18 protein-coding genes and 5 tRNA genes are annotated in these 18619 nt (G+C 69.5%); 7 read left to right on the top strand and 16 right to left on the bottom strand.

All coding sequences use genetic code 11. The features are described 5' to 3' along the window. Window positions 1-6: 6 nt before the first annotated feature. From ACZ60Q_RS15005 to ACZ60Q_RS14995, 3 genes are read right to left on the bottom strand one after another with little or no spacing between them, the layout of a single operon-like run. A complete protein-coding gene (locus ACZ60Q_RS15005) occupies window positions 7-1182 on the bottom strand; it encodes a D-alanine--D-alanine ligase family protein (RefSeq protein WP_469633482.1) in 1176 nt (391 codons plus the stop codon). A gap of 34 nt (window positions 1183-1216) precedes the next feature. Further along, window positions 1217-2227: an NAD(P)H-dependent glycerol-3-phosphate dehydrogenase gene (locus tag ACZ60Q_RS15000; RefSeq protein ID WP_469633479.1), complete on the bottom strand. Its 1011-nt coding sequence runs from the start codon at window positions 2225-2227 to the stop codon at window positions 1217-1219. Continuing rightward, window positions 2224-2976, bottom strand: coding sequence for a lysophospholipid acyltransferase family protein (locus tag ACZ60Q_RS14995; protein ID WP_469633476.1), 753 nt, complete (start codon window positions 2974-2976; stop codon window positions 2224-2226). The genes ACZ60Q_RS15000 and ACZ60Q_RS14995 overlap by 4 nt, the downstream gene beginning before the upstream one ends. A 147-nt stretch (window positions 2977-3123) precedes the next feature. Between ACZ60Q_RS14995 and cofC the strand changes: the two genes are divergently transcribed. Together cofC and ACZ60Q_RS14985 are read left to right on the top strand one after the other, a co-directional pair. Continuing rightward, the gene (gene cofC, locus ACZ60Q_RS14990) at window positions 3124-3810 is read left to right on the top strand and encodes a 2-phospho-L-lactate guanylyltransferase (RefSeq protein ID WP_469633850.1); all 687 of its coding nucleotides are present in this window, start codon (window positions 3124-3126) and stop codon (window positions 3808-3810) included. A gap of 10 nt (window positions 3811-3820) precedes the next feature. After that, entirely contained in the window at window positions 3821-4024 is a 204-nt protein-coding gene (locus ACZ60Q_RS14985; protein WP_469633473.1) for a hypothetical protein, read from the top strand. Window positions 4025-4144: 120 nt separating this feature from the next. On the opposite strand, the gene ACZ60Q_RS14980 is transcribed toward ACZ60Q_RS14985, so the two are convergent. From ACZ60Q_RS14980 to leuC, 4 genes are all read right to left on the bottom strand, one after another. After that, entirely contained in the window at window positions 4145-4819 is a 675-nt protein-coding gene (locus ACZ60Q_RS14980; protein WP_469633471.1) for an HU family DNA-binding protein, read from the bottom strand. A 142-nt stretch (window positions 4820-4961) separates the two neighbouring features. Further along, a complete protein-coding gene (locus tag ACZ60Q_RS14975) occupies window positions 4962-5189 on the bottom strand; it encodes an SCO5555 family protein (protein WP_032790676.1) in 228 nt (75 codons plus the stop codon). Window positions 5190-5293: 104 nt separating this feature from the next. After that, window positions 5294-5887 carry a 3-isopropylmalate dehydratase small subunit gene (gene leuD, locus ACZ60Q_RS14970; RefSeq protein ID WP_469633467.1) on the bottom strand — a complete coding sequence of 198 codons (594 nt, stop codon included), beginning with the start codon at window positions 5885-5887 and terminating at the stop codon, window positions 5294-5296. 2 nt (window positions 5888-5889) lie between these two features. Continuing rightward, on the bottom strand, window positions 5890-7356 hold the full coding sequence (leuC, locus tag ACZ60Q_RS14965; protein WP_469633464.1) for a 3-isopropylmalate dehydratase large subunit: 1467 nt from the start codon (window positions 7354-7356) through the stop codon (window positions 5890-5892). Between the two features lie 174 nt (window positions 7357-7530). Here leuC and ndgR point away from each other — a divergent pair, with 174 nt between their 5' ends. Further along, the gene (ndgR, locus tag ACZ60Q_RS14960; RefSeq protein WP_003966003.1) at window positions 7531-8247 is read left to right on the top strand and encodes an IclR family transcriptional regulator NdgR; all 717 of its coding nucleotides are present in this window, start codon (window positions 7531-7533) and stop codon (window positions 8245-8247) included. Window positions 8248-8441: 194 nt separating this feature from the next. On the opposite strand, the gene ACZ60Q_RS14955 is transcribed toward ndgR, so the two are convergent. The 9 genes from ACZ60Q_RS14955 to ACZ60Q_RS14915 all read right to left on the bottom strand — a co-directional run bounded on the left by ACZ60Q_RS14955 (window position 8442) and on the right by ACZ60Q_RS14915 (window position 12404). After that, a tRNA-Glu gene (locus ACZ60Q_RS14955) sits at window positions 8442-8514 on the bottom strand. A 20-nt stretch (window positions 8515-8534) separates the two neighbouring features. After that, window positions 8535-8606: transfer RNA gene (locus ACZ60Q_RS14950), tRNA-Gln, on the bottom strand. Between the two features lie 12 nt (window positions 8607-8618). Next, a tRNA-Glu gene (locus tag ACZ60Q_RS14945) sits at window positions 8619-8691 on the bottom strand. Between the two features lie 60 nt (window positions 8692-8751). Then, a tRNA-Glu gene (locus ACZ60Q_RS14940) sits at window positions 8752-8824 on the bottom strand. Between the two features lie 38 nt (window positions 8825-8862). Then, window positions 8863-8934 (bottom strand) — tRNA-Gln (locus tag ACZ60Q_RS14935). A gap of 88 nt (window positions 8935-9022) precedes the next feature. Next, window positions 9023-9742 carry an HAD family hydrolase gene (locus ACZ60Q_RS14930; protein WP_469633461.1) on the bottom strand — a complete coding sequence of 240 codons (720 nt, stop codon included), beginning with the start codon at window positions 9740-9742 and terminating at the stop codon, window positions 9023-9025. A gap of 95 nt (window positions 9743-9837) precedes the next feature. Further along, on the bottom strand, window positions 9838-11352 hold the full coding sequence (gltX, locus tag ACZ60Q_RS14925; protein WP_469633458.1) for a glutamate--tRNA ligase: 1515 nt from the start codon (window positions 11350-11352) through the stop codon (window positions 9838-9840). Then, complete coding sequence (locus ACZ60Q_RS14920) at window positions 11345-12130, bottom strand: fumarylacetoacetate hydrolase family protein (RefSeq protein WP_469633456.1); 786 nt, start codon at window positions 12128-12130, stop codon at window positions 11345-11347. Before ACZ60Q_RS14920 ends, gltX begins: the two co-directional genes overlap by 8 nt. 91 nt (window positions 12131-12221) lie before the next feature. Continuing rightward, the gene (locus tag ACZ60Q_RS14915; protein WP_469633453.1) at window positions 12222-12404 is read right to left on the bottom strand and encodes a hypothetical protein; all 183 of its coding nucleotides are present in this window, start codon (window positions 12402-12404) and stop codon (window positions 12222-12224) included. Window positions 12405-12990: 586 nt separating this feature from the next. Here ACZ60Q_RS14915 and ACZ60Q_RS14910 point away from each other — a divergent pair. From ACZ60Q_RS14910 to ACZ60Q_RS14895, 4 genes are all read left to right on the top strand, one after another. Next, window positions 12991-16770 (top strand): sensor histidine kinase, encoded by a 3780-nt coding sequence (locus ACZ60Q_RS14910; protein WP_469633450.1) that lies wholly within the window; start codon window positions 12991-12993, stop codon window positions 16768-16770. 9 nt (window positions 16771-16779) lie between these two features. Next, window positions 16780-17193, top strand: coding sequence for a roadblock/LC7 domain-containing protein (locus tag ACZ60Q_RS14905; protein ID WP_006127850.1), 414 nt, complete (start codon window positions 16780-16782; stop codon window positions 17191-17193). A 135-nt stretch (window positions 17194-17328) separates the two neighbouring features. Beyond that, window positions 17329-17736 (top strand): DUF742 domain-containing protein, encoded by a 408-nt coding sequence (locus ACZ60Q_RS14900; protein WP_003966010.1) that lies wholly within the window; start codon window positions 17329-17331, stop codon window positions 17734-17736. Continuing rightward, window positions 17717-18298 carry a GTP-binding protein gene (locus tag ACZ60Q_RS14895; RefSeq protein ID WP_469633447.1) on the top strand — a complete coding sequence of 194 codons (582 nt, stop codon included), beginning with the start codon at window positions 17717-17719 and terminating at the stop codon, window positions 18296-18298. Before ACZ60Q_RS14900 ends, ACZ60Q_RS14895 begins: the two co-directional genes overlap by 20 nt. Window positions 18299-18619 lie beyond the last annotated feature (321 nt).

Raw genomic sequence — 18619 nt, 5'->3', positions numbered from 1 at the left:
GTTTCGTCAGCGCAGTCCGGTGGAGCGGTTCAACGCGGCCTGGATCAGCCGGTCGACCAGTTCCGGGTAGTCGACGCCGCTCTCCTGCCACATGCGCGGGTACATGGAGATCGGGGTGAAGCCCGGCAGGGTGTTGATCTCGTTGATGACGAAGCCGCCGTCCTCGGTGAGGAAGAAGTCGGCGCGCACCAGGCCCTCGCAGGAGACGGCGTCGAAGGCGGCGACGGCGAGCCGCCGCACCTCGGCGGTCTGCTCCTCGGTGAGCGGTGCGGGCACGAGCCCGGCGGCCGAGTCGATGTACTTGGCCTCGAAGTCGTAGAAGTCGTGCGCGGTGACCGGCGGGATCTCGGCGGGCACGCTGGCGCGCGGGCCGTCCTCGAACTCCAGCACCCCGCACTCGATCTCACGGCCGCGCAGCAGCGACTCGACGAGGAACTTCGGGTCGTGGCGGCGGGCCTCCTCGATCGCCTCGTCGAGACCTTCGATGCCGTCGACCTTGGTGATGCCCATCGAGGAGCCGCCGCGGGCGGGCTTGATGAACAGCGGCCAGCCGTGCTCGCCGGCGAAGTCCACGATCCGCTCGCGGGCGGCCGCGGGGTCGTTGTCCCACTCGCGGGGGCGGACGACCTCGTACGGTCCGACCGGCAGCCCGAAGGAGAGGAAGACGCGCTTCATGTACTCCTTGTCCTGGCCGACGGCGGAGGCGAGAACACCCGCACCGACGTAGGGCACACCGGAGAGTTCGAGAAGTCCCTGGAGGGTGCCGTCCTCCCCGTACGGGCCGTGCAGCACGGGGAAAACGACGTCGACCTCGCCCAGCGCCTTGGGCACCGAACCGGACTCGGTGTAGACCACCTCGCGGCTGCCGGGGTCCACGGAGAGCACGACGCTGCCCTCGGCGGACCCGGCGAGCCGGTCCACGTCGGGGACCCTGCGGTCGGTGATGGCCATGCGTTCGGGATCGTCGGCGGTGAGCGCCCAGCGGCCGTCCGTCGTGATGCCGATCGGCAGAACGTCGTACTTGGTCCGGTCGATGGCCTTCATGACGGCGCCGGCCGTGACGACCGAGATGCCGTGTTCGGAGCTGCGGCCGCCGAACACGACAGCCACACGGGGCTTGCGGCGCTGCGGCACAGGGCTCTCGGCGCGTTCAGGGCTCTGGGGGAGGTTCTCGCTGCTCATATCGCGATGAGCGTACCTGCTGGTAGGGGAGACGTCAGCGTCGCTCGGCCTTGGCGCTCCGCGACATCAGCTCCTTGACGGCGACGACCGGGGACTTGCCCTCGTGGACGATGGAGACGACGGTCTCGGTGATGGGCATGTCGACTCCGTGCCTGCGGGCCAGGTCCAGGACCGATTCGCAGGACTTGACGCCTTCGGCGGTCTGTTTGGTGACGGCGATCGTCTCCTGGAGCGTCATGCCGCGGCCGAGGTTGGTGCCGAACGTGTGGTTGCGCGAGAGCGGTGAGGAGCAGGTCGCCACCAGGTCGCCCAGGCCCGCGAGTCCGGAGAACGTCAACGGGTCGGCGCCCATGGCCAGACCCAGTCGGGTGGTCTCGGCTAGGCCCCGGGTGATGAGGGAGCCCTTGGTGTTGTCGCCGAGGCCCATGCCGTCCGCGATGCCGACGGCGAGGCCGATGACGTTCTTCACGGCGCCGCCGAGCTCGCAGCCGACCACGTCCGTGTTGGTGTACGGCCGGAAGTACGAGGTGTGGCAGGCGGCCTGGAGGCGCTGGGCGACGGACTCGTCGGCGCAGGCGACGACGGCCGCGGCGGGGCGTCGCTCGGCGATCTCCTTCGCCAGGTTGGGTCCCGACACGACGGCGATGCGGTCGGCGGAGACCTTGGTGACGTCCGCGATCACCTCGCTCATCAGCTCGGCGGTGCCCAGCTCGACGCCCTTCATCAGGGAGACCAGGACGGTGTCCGGCTCCAGGTGCGGAGCCCAGTCGGCGAGGTTGGCGCGCAGCGTCTGGGAGGGCACGACGAGGAAGGCGAACTCCGCCCCGCGCAGGGCGTCGGCGGCGTCGGTGGTGGCACGGATGGAGTCGGGGAGCGCGATGCCCGGGAGGTAGTCCGGGTTGGTGCGGGTGGTGTTGATGGTCTCGGCGACCTCGGCTCGGCGGCCCCAGAGAGTGACCTCGCAGCCCGCGTCGGCGAGGATCACGGCGAAGGCCGTACCCCATGAGCCGGTTCCGAAGACGGCCGCTTTTACGGGGTGCGTCACGTGGGTCCCTTTCCCTGGGCCCTGCGCCGTTGTTCAGCACGGGCTTTGCGGTGATCGTAGAGCTCGGCGGGCGCCTTCTCGCCGCGCAGGTCCTCCAGCTCGTGGGTGACCGCCGCCATGATGGCCTCGGTCGCCTCGCGGAGCACCTCCGGGGTCGGCTCCAGACCGTGGAAACGGCTGAGGTCGACGGGCGGTCCGGCCTGCACCTGGAGCGTCTTGCGGGGGAACAGCCGGAACTTGTTCTCCCTGGCGTAGGGCGGCATCGCGAGGTTGGCACCCCACTGGGCGACGGGGATGACGGGCGCCTTGGTCATCAGGGCGACCCGGGCGGCCCCGGTCTTACCGGCCATCGGCCACATGTCGGGGTCCCGGGTGAGGGTGCCTTCGGGGTAGAAGGCGACGCACTCGCCGCGCTCGATGGCCTCCACGGCTGCCCGGAAGGCGTCCAGGGCGTTGGTGGTCTCGCGGTAGACGGGGATCTGGCCGGTGCCGCGCAGCATCATCCCGACGAACGGGGTGCGGAAGAGGCCGGCCTTCGCCAGGAGCCGCGGCACCCGCCCGGTGTTGTACTGGAAGTGGCCGTAGGAGAGCGGGTCCAGATAGGAGTTGTGATTGACGGCGGTGATGAATCCGCCGTCGGCCGGAATATGTTCCATCCCCCGCCAGTCGCGCTTGAACAGAACCACCAATGGCGGCTTGGCGATGACCGCCGCCAGGCGGTACCAGAAGCCGATTCTGCGGCGGGACACTCGGACACCTTCCTTAGGGATTTCGACCTACAGCCTGGCTACTGACGGTCAAGTCTCGCCCCAGGCCCCTGCTCTGTCGAGAACACCGTACGCCTCACGTTCGGTAGCGGACCTCCAGGTTGTCGTACCGGCAGGCGAGAATAGGTGCTGACGCGTACGGAGGGGGAGATCTCCACGAACACCTATCCGGCCGGGGCCTGGTCCCTGATCGTTCCGCTGAAGCCGCTCGCACGGGCCAAGAGCCGCCTGGGGCGGGCGACGGGAGAGGATGTGCGGCCACGGCTGGCCCTGGCGTTCGCCCAGGACACGGTGGCCGCGACGGTGGCCTGTTCCCTGGTGCGGGATGTGGTGGTCGTCACGGACGACGCCGTGGCCGCGGCGGCTCTGTCCGCGCTCGGGGCGCGAATCGTGCCGGACACCCCGGGGGCCGGACTCAACGCGGCGCTCGCGCACGGCGCACGCTCCGTGCGGGCGCTGCGGCCCGCCGCCGCGGTGGCCGCGCTCAACGCGGATCTGCCGGCACTGCGCACCGACGAATTGGCGCGGGTGCTCGATTTCGCCTCCGCTTTTCCATGCGCTTTTCTCCGGGACGCGGCGGGAATCGGAACGACATTCCTGGCCGCCGCGAGCGGTGCGGAATTCTGTCCGGCTTTCGGCGGTCCCTCCGGGGCCCGGCACCTGGCGTCGGGTGCGGTGGAAATAGCCCTGTCCGGCGTCGACTCGGTGCGCCGGGACGTGGATACGGGTGAGGATCTGCGGGTCGCTCTGGCCTTGGGGGTGGGCTCGCACACGGCGCGGATCGCGTCCGCGTCCGCCCCGTCCCGTGACCGATAGGCTGCCGCCCATGCAGGCGACCTCGTACACATACGACCCCGAGACCCGCCGCGGCAGCGTGCTGCTGGACGACGGCACCCCGGTGGACTTCGACGCCCCGGCCTTCGACGCGGGCGGTCTGCTGCTGTTGCGTCCGGGGCAGCGGGTGCGGATCGAGGGCGAGGGCGAGGGAGCGGCCCTGCGGATCACGTTGGTGACGCTGCAGACGTTCTGACCCGCTCCCGATCGGAGCGACGCCGCTGGGCCGAACGGGGCCCGGACAGCCCGCGGGCCGGGCTCCCCCCGGAGGGGAGCCCGGCCCGGCGCGTTGTGAGGAGCGAGCGGGTGCCCGGTCTCACTTCTTGCGTGCGGTGACCTTCTTGGCCGTGGTCTTGCGCGCCGTGGTCTTCTTGGCGGGCGCTTTCTTCGCCGTGGTCTTCTTGGCGGGCGCGGTCTTGCTGGGAGACGCCTTCTTGGCGGTCGTCGCGGCCTTCTTCGCCGGGGTCGCCTTCTTGGCTGCCGCGGAGGCCTTCTTGGCCGTCGCGGTGGTCTTCTTCGCGGTGACCTTCTTGGCTGCGGCGGTGGTCTTCTTCGCCGGAGTCGCCTTCTTGGCGGTGGTCTTCTTCGCGGTGGCCTTCTTGGCGGCCGACTTCTTGGCGGCGGCGGCCTTCACCGTCGTACGGGCGGCGGAAGATCCGCCCGAGAGGCTGCCCTTGGGGGCCTTCTTGACGGCCACATCGTTCTTGGGGAGCTTCTTCGAGCCGCTCACCAGGTCCTTGAAACCCTGGCCCGCGCGGAAGCGGGGCACCGAGGTCTTCTTGACCCGGACGCGCTCACCCGTCTGCGGGTTGCGGGCATACCGGGCGGGGCGGTCGACCTTCTCGAACGAGCCGAAGCCGGTGACCGAGACACGGTCCCCCGCGACAACGGCACGGACGATCGCGTCGAGTACCGCGTCGACAGCGTCTGCGGCCTGCTGACGGCCGCCGACCTTGTCGGCAATCGCTTCTACGAGCTGCGCCTTGTTCACGTCTTCCCCTTCGGAGACATTGCCAGAACGAAAGTGTTCAGGCTTTTTCGCACGTTAGGCAGATATATACCGCAAATCAAACACGAAACGGGCTAATCACCCTAGTGCCGCAACGAAGTCGACCGATGCGCAGTTTCACGTGTCAGTCACCTTCGGGGAATCGGCCCTCATCGAGGTCCTTCATCAACCGGTCCAGACGCCTTGCCGCGTCCGGGAGATCGTGCTTCGCCGCGGCCGTGACGACCAGCAGCTTCCGGGTCAGCGCCATCCGTACGCTCTCCGGGACTTGCAGTGCACGCACCTTCGCGTGCGCTTCCTTCAATCGGTCGGCGACTTGGCCATAGAGCTTGAGTTGGCTGTCGCGTTCCATGCACCGATTGTGCCATCTGGGGCGAGTTGTCGCCCGACGGGGTCTCAACAAGCGGCTGCGCCCCCTGCCGGGAGGCAGGGGGCGCAGTCCTGGAAAAGCGCTGCTCAGGCGGCAATGGTACGCGGCTTGAAGGCGGGCCTGGCCGCCTCGTACGCGGCGATGTCCGCTTCGTTCTGAAGGGTGAGGCTGATGTCGTCCAGGCCGTTGAGCAGTCGCCAGCGGGCGTTCTCGTCGAGCTCGAAGTCGGCGGTGATGCCCTCGGCGCGGACCTGGCGCGTCTCCAGGTCGACGGTGATCTCGGCGGTCGGGTCGGCCTCCGCCAGCTCCCAGAGCGCGTCGACGATCTTCTGCTCCAGGACCACCGTGAGCAGCCCGTTCTTCAGCGAGTTACCGCGGAAGATGTCGGCGAAACGGGAGGAGACGACAGCCTTGAAGCCGTAGTTCTGCAGGGCCCAGACCGCGTGTTCCCGGGAGGAACCCGTACCGAAGTCGGGGCCGGCGACCAGGACCGAGGCGCCTCGGCGCTCGGGGCGGTTGAGGACGAAGTTCTCGTCCTTGCGCCAGGCCTCGAAGAGCCCGTCCTCGAACCCGTCGCGGGTGACCTTCTTCAGCCAGTGCGCGGGGATGATCTGGTCGGTGTCGACGTTGCTGCGGCGCAGCGGAACGGCCCGGCCGGTGTGCTTGGTGAATGCTTCCATGGCTATCGGACTCCGGCGGGGGTACGGGCGTCGGACAGGTCGGCGGGCGAGGCCAGATGGCCCAGCACCGCGGTGGCGGCGGCGACCTGGGGCGAGACCAGGTGGGTGCGGCCGCCCTTGCCCTGGCGGCCCTCGAAGTTACGGTTCGAGGTGGAGGCGGAGCGCTCACCGGGGGCCAGCTGGTCGGGGTTCATACCGAGGCACATCGAGCAACCCGCGTGCCGCCATTCGGCGCCGGCCTCGGTGAAGACCTTGTCCAGACCCTCGGAGACGGCCTGGAGCGCGACCCGGACCGAGCCGGGGACGACCAGCATCCGTACGCCACTGGCGACTTTACGGCCGTCCAGGATCGAGGCCGCGTTGCGCAGGTCCTCGATGCGGCCGTTGGTGCACGAACCTACGAAGACGGTGTCGACGTTGATCTCGCGCAGCGGCTGCCCGGCGGTCAAGCCCATGTACTCCAGGGCCTTTTCGGCGGCGAAGCGCTCCGAGGCGTCCTCGTACGAAGCCGGGTCGGGGACGCTGGCCGACAGGGGCGCGCCCTGGCCGGGGTTGGTGCCCCAGGTGACGAACGGGGCCAGTTCGGTGGCGTCGATGACGACCTCGGCGTCGAACACCGCGTCGTCGTCGGAGCGCAGGGTCTCCCAGTACGCGACGGCGGCGTCCCAGTCCTCACCCTCGGGGGCGTGGTCGCGGCCCTTGAGGTAGTCGAAGGTGGTGGCGTCCGGGGCGATCATGCCCGCGCGGGCGCCGGCCTCGATCGACATGTTGCAGATGGTCATCCGGGCCTCCATCGAGAACTTCTCGATGGCGGCGCCGCGGTATTCGAGGATGTAGCCCTGGCCGCCGCCGGTGCCGATCCGGGCGATGATCGCCAGGATCAGGTCCTTCGCGGTGACCTCCTCGGGCAGTTCGCCCTCGACCGTGATGGCCATGGTCTTCGGGCGGGCCAGCGGCAGCGTCTGGGTGGCGAGGACGTGCTCCACCTGACTGGTGCCGATGCCGAACGCCAGCGCGCCGAAGGCGCCGTGCGTGGAGGTGTGCGAGTCGCCGCAGACCACGGTGGTGCCGGGCTGGGTCAGCCCCAGCTGCGGGCCGACCACGTGCACGACGCCCTGCTCGACGTCGCCCAGCGGGTGCAGCCGGACGCCGAAGTCCGCGCAGTTCTTGCGCAGGGTCTCCAGCTGGGCGCGCGAGACCGGGTCGGCGATCGGCTTGTCGATGTCGAGGGTCGGGGTGTTGTGGTCCTCGGTGGCGATGGTGAGGTCGAGGCGCCGCACCGGACGTCCGGCCTGGCGCAGCCCGTCGAAGGCCTGCGGGCTGGTCACCTCGTGCAGCAGGTGCAGATCGATGAAGAGAAGGTCGGGCTCGCCCTCCGCGCGCCAGTGGGGGCTCCCCTGGTCGAGCGAGGTCGAGAGCTTGGGGATGACATGGTCGTCCCAGACCTTCTCCGCGAGTGTCCTACCCATCGCTTTCCCTCCGGCCGGCGCCTTCGCCGGCCCAACTAGAGATTCGGTGCGCCGCCGCCCGGACCCCCGTGCGGGGCGGTGGCTACGAGCCGTTGTGCGGCCGCCCCCACAGGTTCGCAACTTCCGCCGAAAATTGAACTTGCGTTTCACAGAGTGAGACGGGAGTATCGTCGTATGGACAACTCTAGCGGCGTCGGCGTTCTCGACAAGGCAGCTCTGGTATTGAGCGCCCTGGAGTCCGGTCCGGCCACCCTCGCCGGGCTGGTCGCGGCGACCGGGCTCGCACGGCCCACGGCCCATCGGCTGGCCGTGGCACTGGAACACCACCGGATGGTGGCGAGGGATATGCAGGGCAGGTTCATTCTCGGCCCCCGGCTGTCGGAACTGGCAGCCGCGGCGGGCGAGGACCGCCTGCTGGCCACGGCCGGACCGGTGCTCACCCACCTGCGCGACATCACCGGCGAGAGCGCGCAGCTCTACCGCCGCCAGGGCGACATGCGCATCTGCGTGGCGGCGGCGGAACGACTGTCCGGACTCCGGGACACGGTGCCGGTCGGCTCGACCCTCACGATGAAGGCGGGCTCCTCCGCCCAGATCCTGATGGCCTGGGAGGAGCCGGAGCGCCTGCACCGGGGTCTCCAGGGCGCCAGGTTCACGGCGACGGCGCTCTCCGGCGTACGGCGGCGGGGCTGGGCCCAGTCGATCGGCGAGCGGGAGCCGGGCGTCGCCTCGGTCTCCGCTCCGGTCCGCGGCCCCTCGAACCGGGTGGTCGCGGCGGTCTCGGTCTCCGGGCCGATCGAGCGGCTGACCCGCCACCCGGGCCGGATGCACGCCCAGGCGGTCATCGACTCGGCGGCACGGCTGAGCGAGGCCCTGCGCCGCACGGGCTGACGCCCACGCGCTTCTGCCGCCGAACTTCCGGAAGGCCGCCCCAGCGTCGTGGCGGCCCTTTCTCCTTGTCCGGACTCCTCCCCCGCCGGGCGCAACCACGGTGCCGGGCGGACGACTTGGCGTAGGGCACTCCGCTCCCGACAAGCGGGAAGGCCCCCCACCGAGGTGAAGGGCCTTCCCGTACCGCTCTGTTGTACCCCCGACCGGATTTGAACCGGCGCTACTGCCGTGAGAGGGCAGCGTGCTAGGCCGCTACACAACGGGGGCGTGATTACTGCTGACTTGCGCTGGGCTACCAGGACTCGAACCTAGAATGACGGTACCAGAAACCGTAGTGTTGCCAATTACACCATAGCCCATAGTGTGACAAGTACCCCCGACCGGATTCGAACCGGCGCTACTGCCGTGAGAGGGCAGCGTGCTAGGCCGCTACACAACGGGGGCCCTAGCGATCCTGCATCGAGAGCGTGGGTGCGACCCAGACGTTCTCGCGGGAAGGATCTGTACCCCCGACCGGATTCGAACCGGCGCTACTGCCGTGAGAGGGCAGCGTGCTAGGCCGCTACACAACGGGGGCGTGTCCTGCTGATCTTGCTCGTACTGCTTGGTCTTACGCTGGGCTACCAGGACTCGAACCTAGAATGACGGTACCAGAAACCGTAGTGTTGCCAATTACACCATAGCCCACTGAAACACAACCCCTGGCGGGGGTTTCATCTCTGTCTGCGCTTCCCGGCCGAATCTTTCGGCCCGCTCGGGCGGCGCAGAAAGAACATTACCCGAAGGTGTCCGGCGCTCCAAAACGGGTATGGCCCGCCAGCAGACCGGGCAGCTGGTCGAGCCCGGTGATCGTCACGAGATCCGGCCTCCCGCCTCTTCCCAGCCGGTCGAGCCAGATGCCCGTCAGACCGGCGGCGACGGCCCCGCTCGCGTCGATATCGGGCTCGTTGCCCACGTACGCCACTTCGCGCGGGTCCAGATCGAGCGCCTCGCACGCCGCGAGGAAGGCGCCAGCCTCCGGCTTGGAGATCCCCAGCTCGACCGCACAGACCATCACCTCGAAGCGGTCCCGCACGCCGAGCGCGGTCAGCTTGTGGTGCTGGTGGTCGGTGTTGGCGTTGGACAGGATCCCGTGGCGGTAGTCGCGGGACAGCAGGTCGAGCACGGGCAGCACGTCCGGAAAGAGCGCCCAGGCGGCCTCGTAGTGAGCGGCGTGACGATCGAACCACGCGTCGGCCTCTGCGTCCCGGAGGTCCCGCGAGAGGAACTCCCGCACCCGGTCCCGGCGCTGTCCGGGGAAGTCCGTCTCACCGGCGGCCATGCGCGCCCAGTGCCGGACGCTCAGCTCCTGCCAGGTGTCGAGGGCCCCTTCCATCGAGACGTGGGTCCCGGGGAAGCCCTCGCGCTCCAGGTGCTGCCGCATCCCGGTGCGGGCGGCGCCCGCGTAGTCGAAGATCGTGTCGTCGATGTCCCAGAGCACGGCGCGGATCGGCATGGATCTCACGGTAACCGCCGACGGGCGGCCGCGGGAGGAAAAGCCGGGGAGGGCCGCGGCCGGCCGGCCGCGGCCCTCCCCGGGGGTGTCGCTTGTTACGCGGTCAGCTTCGCCAGCGCCGCGTCCACGCGGGCCAGGCTCTTGTCGCGACCCAGGATCTCCAGGGACTCGAAGAGCGGCAGGCCGACGGTGCGGCCGGTGACGGCGACGCGGACCGGGGCCTGCGCCTTGCCGAGCTTGAGACCGTGGGCCTCACCGGCGGTGAGGACGGCGTTCTTCAGGGACTCCGGGTCGCTCCAGTCGGCCGCTTCCAGGTTGGCGCGGGCCGTGGTCAGAAGGGCGACCGGATCGCCCTTCATCGCCTTGGTCCAGGACGCCTCGTCCTGGACCGGCGCGTCGAGGAAGAGGAAGTCGACGTTGTCGGTGATGTCGGAGAGCACCGTGACCCGGGTCTGGGCGTAGGGGGCGATCCGCGTCCACTTCTCCGCGTCGAAGGATTCCGGGGCCCAGGGGGCGAAGGGCGCCCGCAGCCAGGGGCCGCAGGCCTCGGTGAAGGCCTTCACATCCAGCATGCGGATGTGCTCGGCGTTGATGTGCTCGCACTTCTTGAGGTCGAAGCGGGCCGGGTTGGCGTTGACGTCCTTGATGTCGAACGCGGCGATCAGCTCGTCCACCGAGAAGACGTCGCGGTCCTCGGCGATCGACCAGCCGAGCAGCGAGAGGTAGTTCAGCAGCCCCTCGGGGAGGAACCCGCGCTCGCGGTAGAGGTTGAGGGAGGCCTGCGGGTCGCGCTTGGAGAGCTTCTTGTTGCCCTCGCCCATGACGTACGGGAGGTGGCCGAAGGCCGGGGTGTCCTTGGCGATGCCCAGCTCGATGAGCGCCCGGTACAGGGCGATCTGGCGCGGGGTGGAGGAGAGCAGGTCCTCGCCGCGCAGGACGTGGGTGATCTCCATCAGCGCGTCGTCGACCGGGTTGACCAGCGTGTAGAGCGGGGCCCCGTTGGCGCGGACGATGCCGTAGTCCGGGACGTTCTCCGGCTGGACGGTGATGTCACCGCGGACCAGGTCGGTGAAGGTGATGGCCTCGTCGGGCATCCGGAAGCGGACGATCGAGCTGCGGCCCTCGGCCTCGTACGCGGCCTTCCGCTCGGCGGAGAGGTCGCGGCAGTGGCCGTCGTAACCGGACGGCTTCCCGGCGGCGCGGGCGGCGTCGCGGCGGGTGTCCAGCTCCTCGGTGGTGCAGTAGCAGGGGTAGGCGTACCCGGCGTCGAGCAGCTTCTCGGCGACGTCCCTGTACAGGTCCATCCGCTGCGACTGGCGGTAGGGGGCGTGCGGGCCGCCGACCTCGGGGCCCTCGTCCCAGTCCAGGCCCAGCCAGCGCATCGAGTCGAGCAGCTGCTGGTAGGACTCCTCCGAGTCGCGCGCCGCGTCGGTGTCCTCGATCCGGAGGACCAGGGTGCCTTGGTGGTGCCGGGCGAAGGCCCAGTTGAAGAGCGCCGTCCGGACCAGGCCCACGTGGGGGTTGCCGGTCGGGGAGGGACAGAAACGTACGCGATGGGGCCTCCCCTGGTCGAGCGGAGCCGAGAGCTTGGGGAAGGGTGCGTTAGCCACGCTTGATCACCTTGTTGGTGAGAGTGCCGATGCCTTCGATGGTGACGGCGACCTCGTCGCCGATGTTCAGGGGTCCGACCCCCGCGGGGGTGCCCGTGAGGATCACATCGCCCGGGAGCAGTGTCATGGCGTCCGTGATGTGGACGATCAGGTCCTCGATGGAGCGGACCATGTCGCTGGTGCGGCCGAGCTGTCGCTGCTCGCCGTTGACCGTCGCCTGGATGGTGAGGTCGTGGGGGTCCACGTCGGTCTCCACCCAGGGGCCCAGCGGGCAGGAGGTGTCGAAACCCTTGGCGCGGGTCCACTGCTTCTCGCGCCGCTGCACATCGCGGGCGGTGACGTCGTTGGCGCAGGTGTAGCCGAGGATGACGTCCTTGACGCGCTCGCGGGGGACCTCACGGCACATGCGGCCGATGACCACGGCCAGCTCGGCCTCGTAGTGCACTTCGCTGGAGAAGGAGGGGTACTCGATCGCGTCGCCGGAGCCGATCACCGAGGTGGTGGGCTTGAGGAAGGTGATCGGCGCGTCGGGGACCTCGTGGCCGAGTTCGGCGGCGTGCTCCGCGTAGTTGCGGCCGATGCCCACGACCTTGTTGGGGAGCACGGGGGGCAGCAGCCGGACCTTGTTCAGCGGGACCTTGGTGCCCGAGAGCTCGAAGTCGGCGTACGGAATGCCTTTGATGATGTCGAGGACGAGGTCACCGGATTCCACGGTGCCCTGTCCCTCGACGGCGCCGAAGGCGACATTGCCGTCGATGGAGAACCTGGCGATGCGCACGGGATGCTGTCGCCCCTCACTTGCTGGCTGGCTGAAGACTGACGCTCCAGGCTAACGCGGTGAGGGGGGACGGCCTCGCGCATCGCGGGTACTAGCGGGCGACCGCGACCGGGGCTTCCATCAGGATGGTGCGGCGCGGGTTGGCCGTCACGGTCGGCAGGTCGGCGGTGTGCTCCGGCTGGGGGGGCGTCCGCAGCGCTTCGGCGTCCTTGAGGTGCGCCAGCGTGGTGCGCCGGGGGTTGGCAATGTTGCGGAACATCGTCGTCGTCTTCATCTGCCGTCAGGACCCTGTCGGTGAGGGCGCCGCTGGTAGCGGCGCCGGCTTGTCGGATTCGCCATCCCTGTAAAGCGTCAGGCTAAACATCCGATTCCCCACCGGAGCCGGGATGAGTCAACGATCATCATGTGAGTTTGCTCACGAACTAATCGACAATTGACCCATTGTGGACAGTTGGTCACGGCCCGGAAAACGGACATTACCTTACTGAATCCACCATTCCGCTCCTGATCATCGCGTCTGGGGCACCCTTCGCACCCAGGCGAATTCTCCGCAATAGTCTGCTTTACTCACCATCACCCCCCACTGTTTGTTACGCGCCCATCACAACGTGTCACGCAGGTCACAGCCCGGTACACGGCCCTTGTTGGAGATCCTGCACTGTGCTGCAATTCCACGCACCGCCGCGGGTTTGCAGGTCCGGCGCGCAGGGGCGCAACGCAGCGCCGTGAGGCGGCGGGAGGGGGAAGCACGCCGGTCATTCATACGACCACCCATGGGGCGCGTCCAGTGCCCCACGACGCCGACACCGTTCTTGTCCGCACACGCGGGCGGGACGCCTGGTCCAGAGGTTGCGACGCTAGTGCAGGGACGTTTCAAGAGGGATGGCAGCGCTCCGGCGGAACAGGAGCCGCGCGGCGGGACCGACCGCGGTTCCTCGCCCCAGCACGCCCAGAACCCCGGGCCGGCCGCCGCCGGCGACAACAGCGACCGTGCGCAGCGCTCGGGCTCCACGACGAGCGGCGGCACAGAGCCGAACACGCCCGCACAGCCGCGCGGCCCGGTCGACACGGGTTCGCGGATGGCACTCCGTAACTGGCGCATCAGCACGCGACTGGTCTCGCTCCTCGCTCTCCCCGTGGTCGCCGCGACCAGCCTGGGCGGTCTGAGGATCAACGAGTCCATGACCGACATGCAGCAGCTGGAACACATGCAGCTGCTGACGAAGATGACCAAGCAGGCGACCTCGCTCGCCCAGGCGCTGCAGGTGGAGCGCGACCAGTCGGCCGGTCCGCTGTCCAACAAGTCCAAGCCCACCGACTACAAGGTCACCGGGCCCCGGGACAAGACCGACCGGGCCAAGGACGCCTTCCTCGACGAGACCGACTCCATCGGTGACTCCGAGGGCGACGAGGCGCTCGACAGCATCCACGCGAGCATCTCGCAGATCGCCTCCCAGCTCGGCACCATCCGTACGATCCGCAAGACGGCGTACGAAGAGGGCGCACCGAGCCTCAACACCATCGACCAGTACAACCAGCTGATCACCTCGCTGCTGAGCCTCTCGCAGGACATGGCGCAGGCGACCAGCAACCCGGACATGATCAAGCGGACCCGGGCCCTGGCCGCGTTCTCCTCCGCCAAGGAGTACGCCTCGGTCCAGCGCGCCGTCATCGCCGCGGCGCTGCCGGGCGGTTCGGTGAAGGAGCCGCACCTCAACCCGAACGACCGGCAGTTCGGCTCCAACGCGCTCGCCAAGGAGTCCCGGGCCCTCACCTCGTTCAAGACGATCTACGGGACGACCGGGGAGAGCGCCGAGGAGCTCATGGAGCCCCTGGACAACGGCAACCCGGAGATCAACGCCGGGAACATGTACGCCAAGCGGATCCTGGACACCACGAACGGGATCGAGGGCAAGCAGGTCCGGTCGTACCTGGACTGGTACGACCAGAGCACCATCAAGATCAAGGCCATGGAGACGATCGAGGCCACCCTCCTCAGCGACATGGAGGCCAAGGCCCGCGAGCTGCGCCAGGCCTCCCAGCGCGAGGCGATCGTCAACGGTGCGGTCATCCTCATCGTGCTCGGCGTCTCGCTCGTCGGCGCCTTCGTGGTGGCCCGCTCCATGATCCGTTCGCTGCGACGCCTCCAGGACACCGCCACCCGGGTCGCCCAGGACCGGCTGCCCGAGCTCGTCAAGCAGCTCTCCGAGACCGACCCGCAGGACGTCGACACCTCCGTCGAGTCGGTCGGCGTGCACTCCCGGGACGAGATCGGCCAGGTGGCCGCGGCCTTCGACGACGTGCACCGCGAGGCCGTCCGCCTCGCCGCCGAGCAGGCCCTCCTCCGGGGCAACGTCAACGCGATGTTCACCAACCTCTCGCGCCGCTCCCAGGGCCTCATCCAGCGCCAGCTCTCACTCATCTCCGAGCTGGAGTCCCGCGAGGCCGACCCGGACCAGCTGTCCTCGCTCTTCAAGCTCGACCACCTCGCGACCCGTATGCGCCGTAACGGCGAGAACCTCCTCGTCCTCGCCGGCGAGGAACCGGGACGCCGGTGGACCCGGCCCGTCCCGCTGGTCGACGTGCTCCGCGCCGCCGCCTCCGAGGTGGAGCAGTACGAGCGCATCGAGCTGACCGCGGTGCCCGCCACCGAGGTCGCCGGCCGGGTCGTGAACGACCTCGTGCACCTGCTCGCCGAGCTGTTGGAGAACGCGACGTCGTTCTCCTCGCCGCAGACGAAGGTCAAGGTCACCGGTCACGCGCTGCCCGACGGGCGGGTGCTCGTCGAGATCCACGACACCGGCATCGGCCTCTCCCCCGAGGACCTCGCCGCGATCAACGAGCGGCTCGCGCAGCCGCCCACCGTGGACGTCTCCGTCTCCCGCCGCATGGGTCTGTTCGTGGTCGGCCGGCTGTCGCTGCGTCACGGCATCCGCATCCAGCTGCGCCCCTCCGACTCCGGCGGTACGACCGCGCTGGTCATGCTGCCCGTCGATGTCGCACACGGCGGCAAGCAGCCCCCGTCCAAGCAGGGCCCCGGACCGCAGTCCGGCGCCCCGGGCGGTCTGCTCGCGGGCAACGGGAACGGCGCGGGCAACGGCCAGCGCGCGGGCCTGGGCGGCGGACCGGGCGGTCCGGGCACCAAGAGTCTCGGCGGTGCGCCGGGTGCTCAGCGCGGCCAGGTCGGCGCGGGTGCGGGTCCCCGGGCGGCGCTGCCGGCCCGGGACAGCGGAGCCGGCCGTCCGCAGGGCCCTCAGGGCGGCGGCCAGCCGAACAACGGCGGACCGGGCCAGGACTTCCCGGGTCAGGGCCCGGCACCCCAGCGCCAGGGCGGCGGCCTCTCCGGCGCCTTCGGCAACAGTGCCCGGCTCGGCGCCCGCGGCGGCCAGGGCGGCCCGCAGGGCGAGGCCCCGGGCCGCGGTGAGGCGACCAACCTGTTCGGGCACAGTGCTCCGCCCTCCCCCGGGCAGATCGGACGCCCGGGTCAGTTCGCACCGCAGATCCAGCCGAACCAGCCGAACCCGTCCGGCTGGCAGAACCAGTCGAACCAGCAGAACCAGCAGGGCCCCGGAGGGCAGCAGCCGCAGGGTCCTCAGGAGCAGAGCGGCCCCGCCCAGGGCGGTTTCCAGCAGCCCGGCGGCCCCGGCCGTCAGCTGCCGCCGCCCGGTGGACCGCGTGCCGAACTGCCCGGGGGCAACCCGCAGCCGCAGCGGCCGGCGACCACCAGCTGGGGCGCCGACACGCCGCGCGGTCACGAGGAGCACGACGCGACCGGGCAGTTCGCCCGTCCGGCAGGCCTCGGCCAGGACCCGTCGTTCAACGCCGCGCTGAGCCAGCGGCCGTCGGACGACCGCCAGGACCCCGGCGCGACCTCGGAGTTCGCCCGGCCCGGCTTCTCGGCGCCGGGGGCTCCCCAGGACCGGTCGTTCCCGCAGGGCTCTCCGCTGGGCCAGGACCCCGCGAGCACCGCGCAGTTCGCGCGGCCCGACTTCGGTGTCCCGCGCCAGCCGGACCAGAATCAGCAGGGGCAGGGGCAGGGGCAGTACGACCAGGGTCAGCAGCTGCCCGCGCCGCGTCAGCGCGGTCCGGAGGGCAACGACTTCGGTGCGCCGCGTCCGGCGCTGCCGCAGCAGCCCCAGCAGCCGGAGGCCCTGCCGCCGGCCGGTCCGGGGGACGGCCGTACGCCGCTGTACGACACCCTGGAGACGAACTGGTTCCACGGTCCGGGCCAGGGCGGCCAGCAGCCGCCCGCCGAACCGCAGGCGCCGGCCGCTCCGGAGTCCTCCGGTGTGCCCCTCCCGCCCATGCCTCAGCGTGGTGCGGCGGACCCCCCGGCCACCAGCTCGTGGCGGGCCTCGCCCAACGACGAACTCGTACGCCAGGCCGAGCGGGTCAAGAAGCCCGCCGCCGGCGGGGTCACCACTTCCGGGCTGCCCCGCCGTGTTCCCCGCGCCAATTTGGTTCCGGGGACCGCACAGCAGCAGAATCACCAGTCCGGACCACAGGTTTCGCGCGCGCCCGATGACGTGCGCGGTCGTCTGACCAATCTCCGCCGGGGCATCCAGCAGGGTCGGCAGGCCAACAACGGCCCGCAGACCGGCAGTATCCATCTCGGCCCCACTCACCAGCAGGAGCGTTAGTTGAGCCCCATGAGTCAGGCCGCGCAGAATCTGAACTGGCTGATCACCAACTTCGTGGACAACACCCCAGGGGTGTCCCACACGGTGGTGGTCTCCGCGGATGGCCTGCTGCTGGCGATGTCCGAAGGTTTCCCGCGCGACCGCGCCGACCAGCTCGCAGCGGTCGCGTCCGGTCTCACCTCGCTGACCGCGGGTGCGTCCCGGATCTTCGAGGGCGGCGCGGTCAGTCAGACGGTTGTGGAGATGGAGCGGGGATTTCTCTTCCTCATGTCCATCTCCGACGGATCCTCACTCGCCGTTCTGGCCCACCCGGACGCCGACATCGGTCTGGTCGGGTACGAGATGGCCCTCCTGGTCGACCGTGCGGGCACCGTCCTCACGCCCGACCTCCGCGCCGAACTCCAAGGAAGTCTGCTCCACTAGGCGGCCATCCAGCGGATTCACGACACGATCCCCCCAGGTAATGCCCACAACCCTCACCCGTCAGGCCGCTTCAGTCCCCTCACCGGCCCCTTGCAGACGGCAAGCCGAGAACCTGCTGTCACGCCCGGAGGATTCATGACCCCGCCACCCGCCTCACCCGATCCGTACGGCGCACTGCACCACGCGTCGTACGACGGGGAAGGCGACCAGCCGCTGGTTCGTCCTTATGCCATGACCGGCGGCCGGACCCGGCCGCGCTACCAGCTCGCGATAGAGGCACTGGTCAGCACGACGGCAGACCCCGCGCATCTGGGGACCCTGCTCCCCGAGCACCAGCGGATCTGCCACCTCTGCCGTGAGGTCAAGTCGGTGGCGGAGGTGTCGGCGCTGCTGTCGATGCCGCTCGGCGTCGCCCGGATCCTGGTGGCGGACCTGGCGGAAGCCGGCATGGTGGCCATCCACCAGCCGGGCAACGGAGAGGCCGGCGGCGCGCCGGATGTGACACTGCTCGAAAGGGTGCTCAGTGGACTTCGCAAGCTCTAGCGGCAGTACGGGCCGCGCCACCACTTCTGCGAAGATCGTGGTGGCGGGCGGCTTCGGCGTGGGCAAGACCACGTTCGTCGGGGCCGTGTCGGAGATCAACCCGCTGCGCACCGAGGCCGTCATGACGTCCGCCTCGGCGGGCATCGACGATCTGACCCACACCGGGGACAAGACGACGACCACCGTCGCGATGGACTTCGGACGCATCACGCTCGACCAGGACCTGATCCTGTACCTCTTCGGTACACCCGGTCAGGACCGCTTCTGGTTCATGTGGGACGACCTGGTCCGCGGCGCCATCGGCGCCGTCGTCCTCGTCGACACCCGCCGCCTCGCCGACTGCTTCCCCGCCGTCGACTACTTCGAGAACAGCGGGCTCCCCTTCGTCATCGCCCTCAACGGCTTCGACGGACACCAGCCCTACACCCCCGACGAGGTACGCGAGGCGCTCCAGATCGGACCCGACGCACCCATCATCACCACGGACGCCCGTCACCGGGCGGACGCCAAGAGCGGCCTGATCACGCTGGTCGAGCACGCGCTGATGGCACGCCTGAAGTAGTTCTTCCACCAGGGTTAAGTCGATATCGGCATACGGAAGTTGCCGTAGTCACGCGGGGGCGGCCTGTGTCGTTTGACACGATCCGCCCCCGTGTTCATAACGTTTCGACAGAGAATTGACTCCTCTCCGCCACCCGACGCATCCATTCGGTGCCACTGCGCTCACATGAGCCCCGCCATTTGACGGGGCTCGCTCTTTATGCCCGTTTTATCTGAGGTCCGGGCCACGTGGAATCGCCGGTTCCGAGTGTTTGGAACGGGGCCGGTCCCCGTGCTGCAATTCGACGAACTCCCCAGTAGTACGGCCCTGAACGAATAATCC

Source organism: Streptomyces sp. NPDC104313, assembly GCF_055583985.1.
This window is presented reverse-complemented; position numbering and strand designations above follow the sequence as displayed.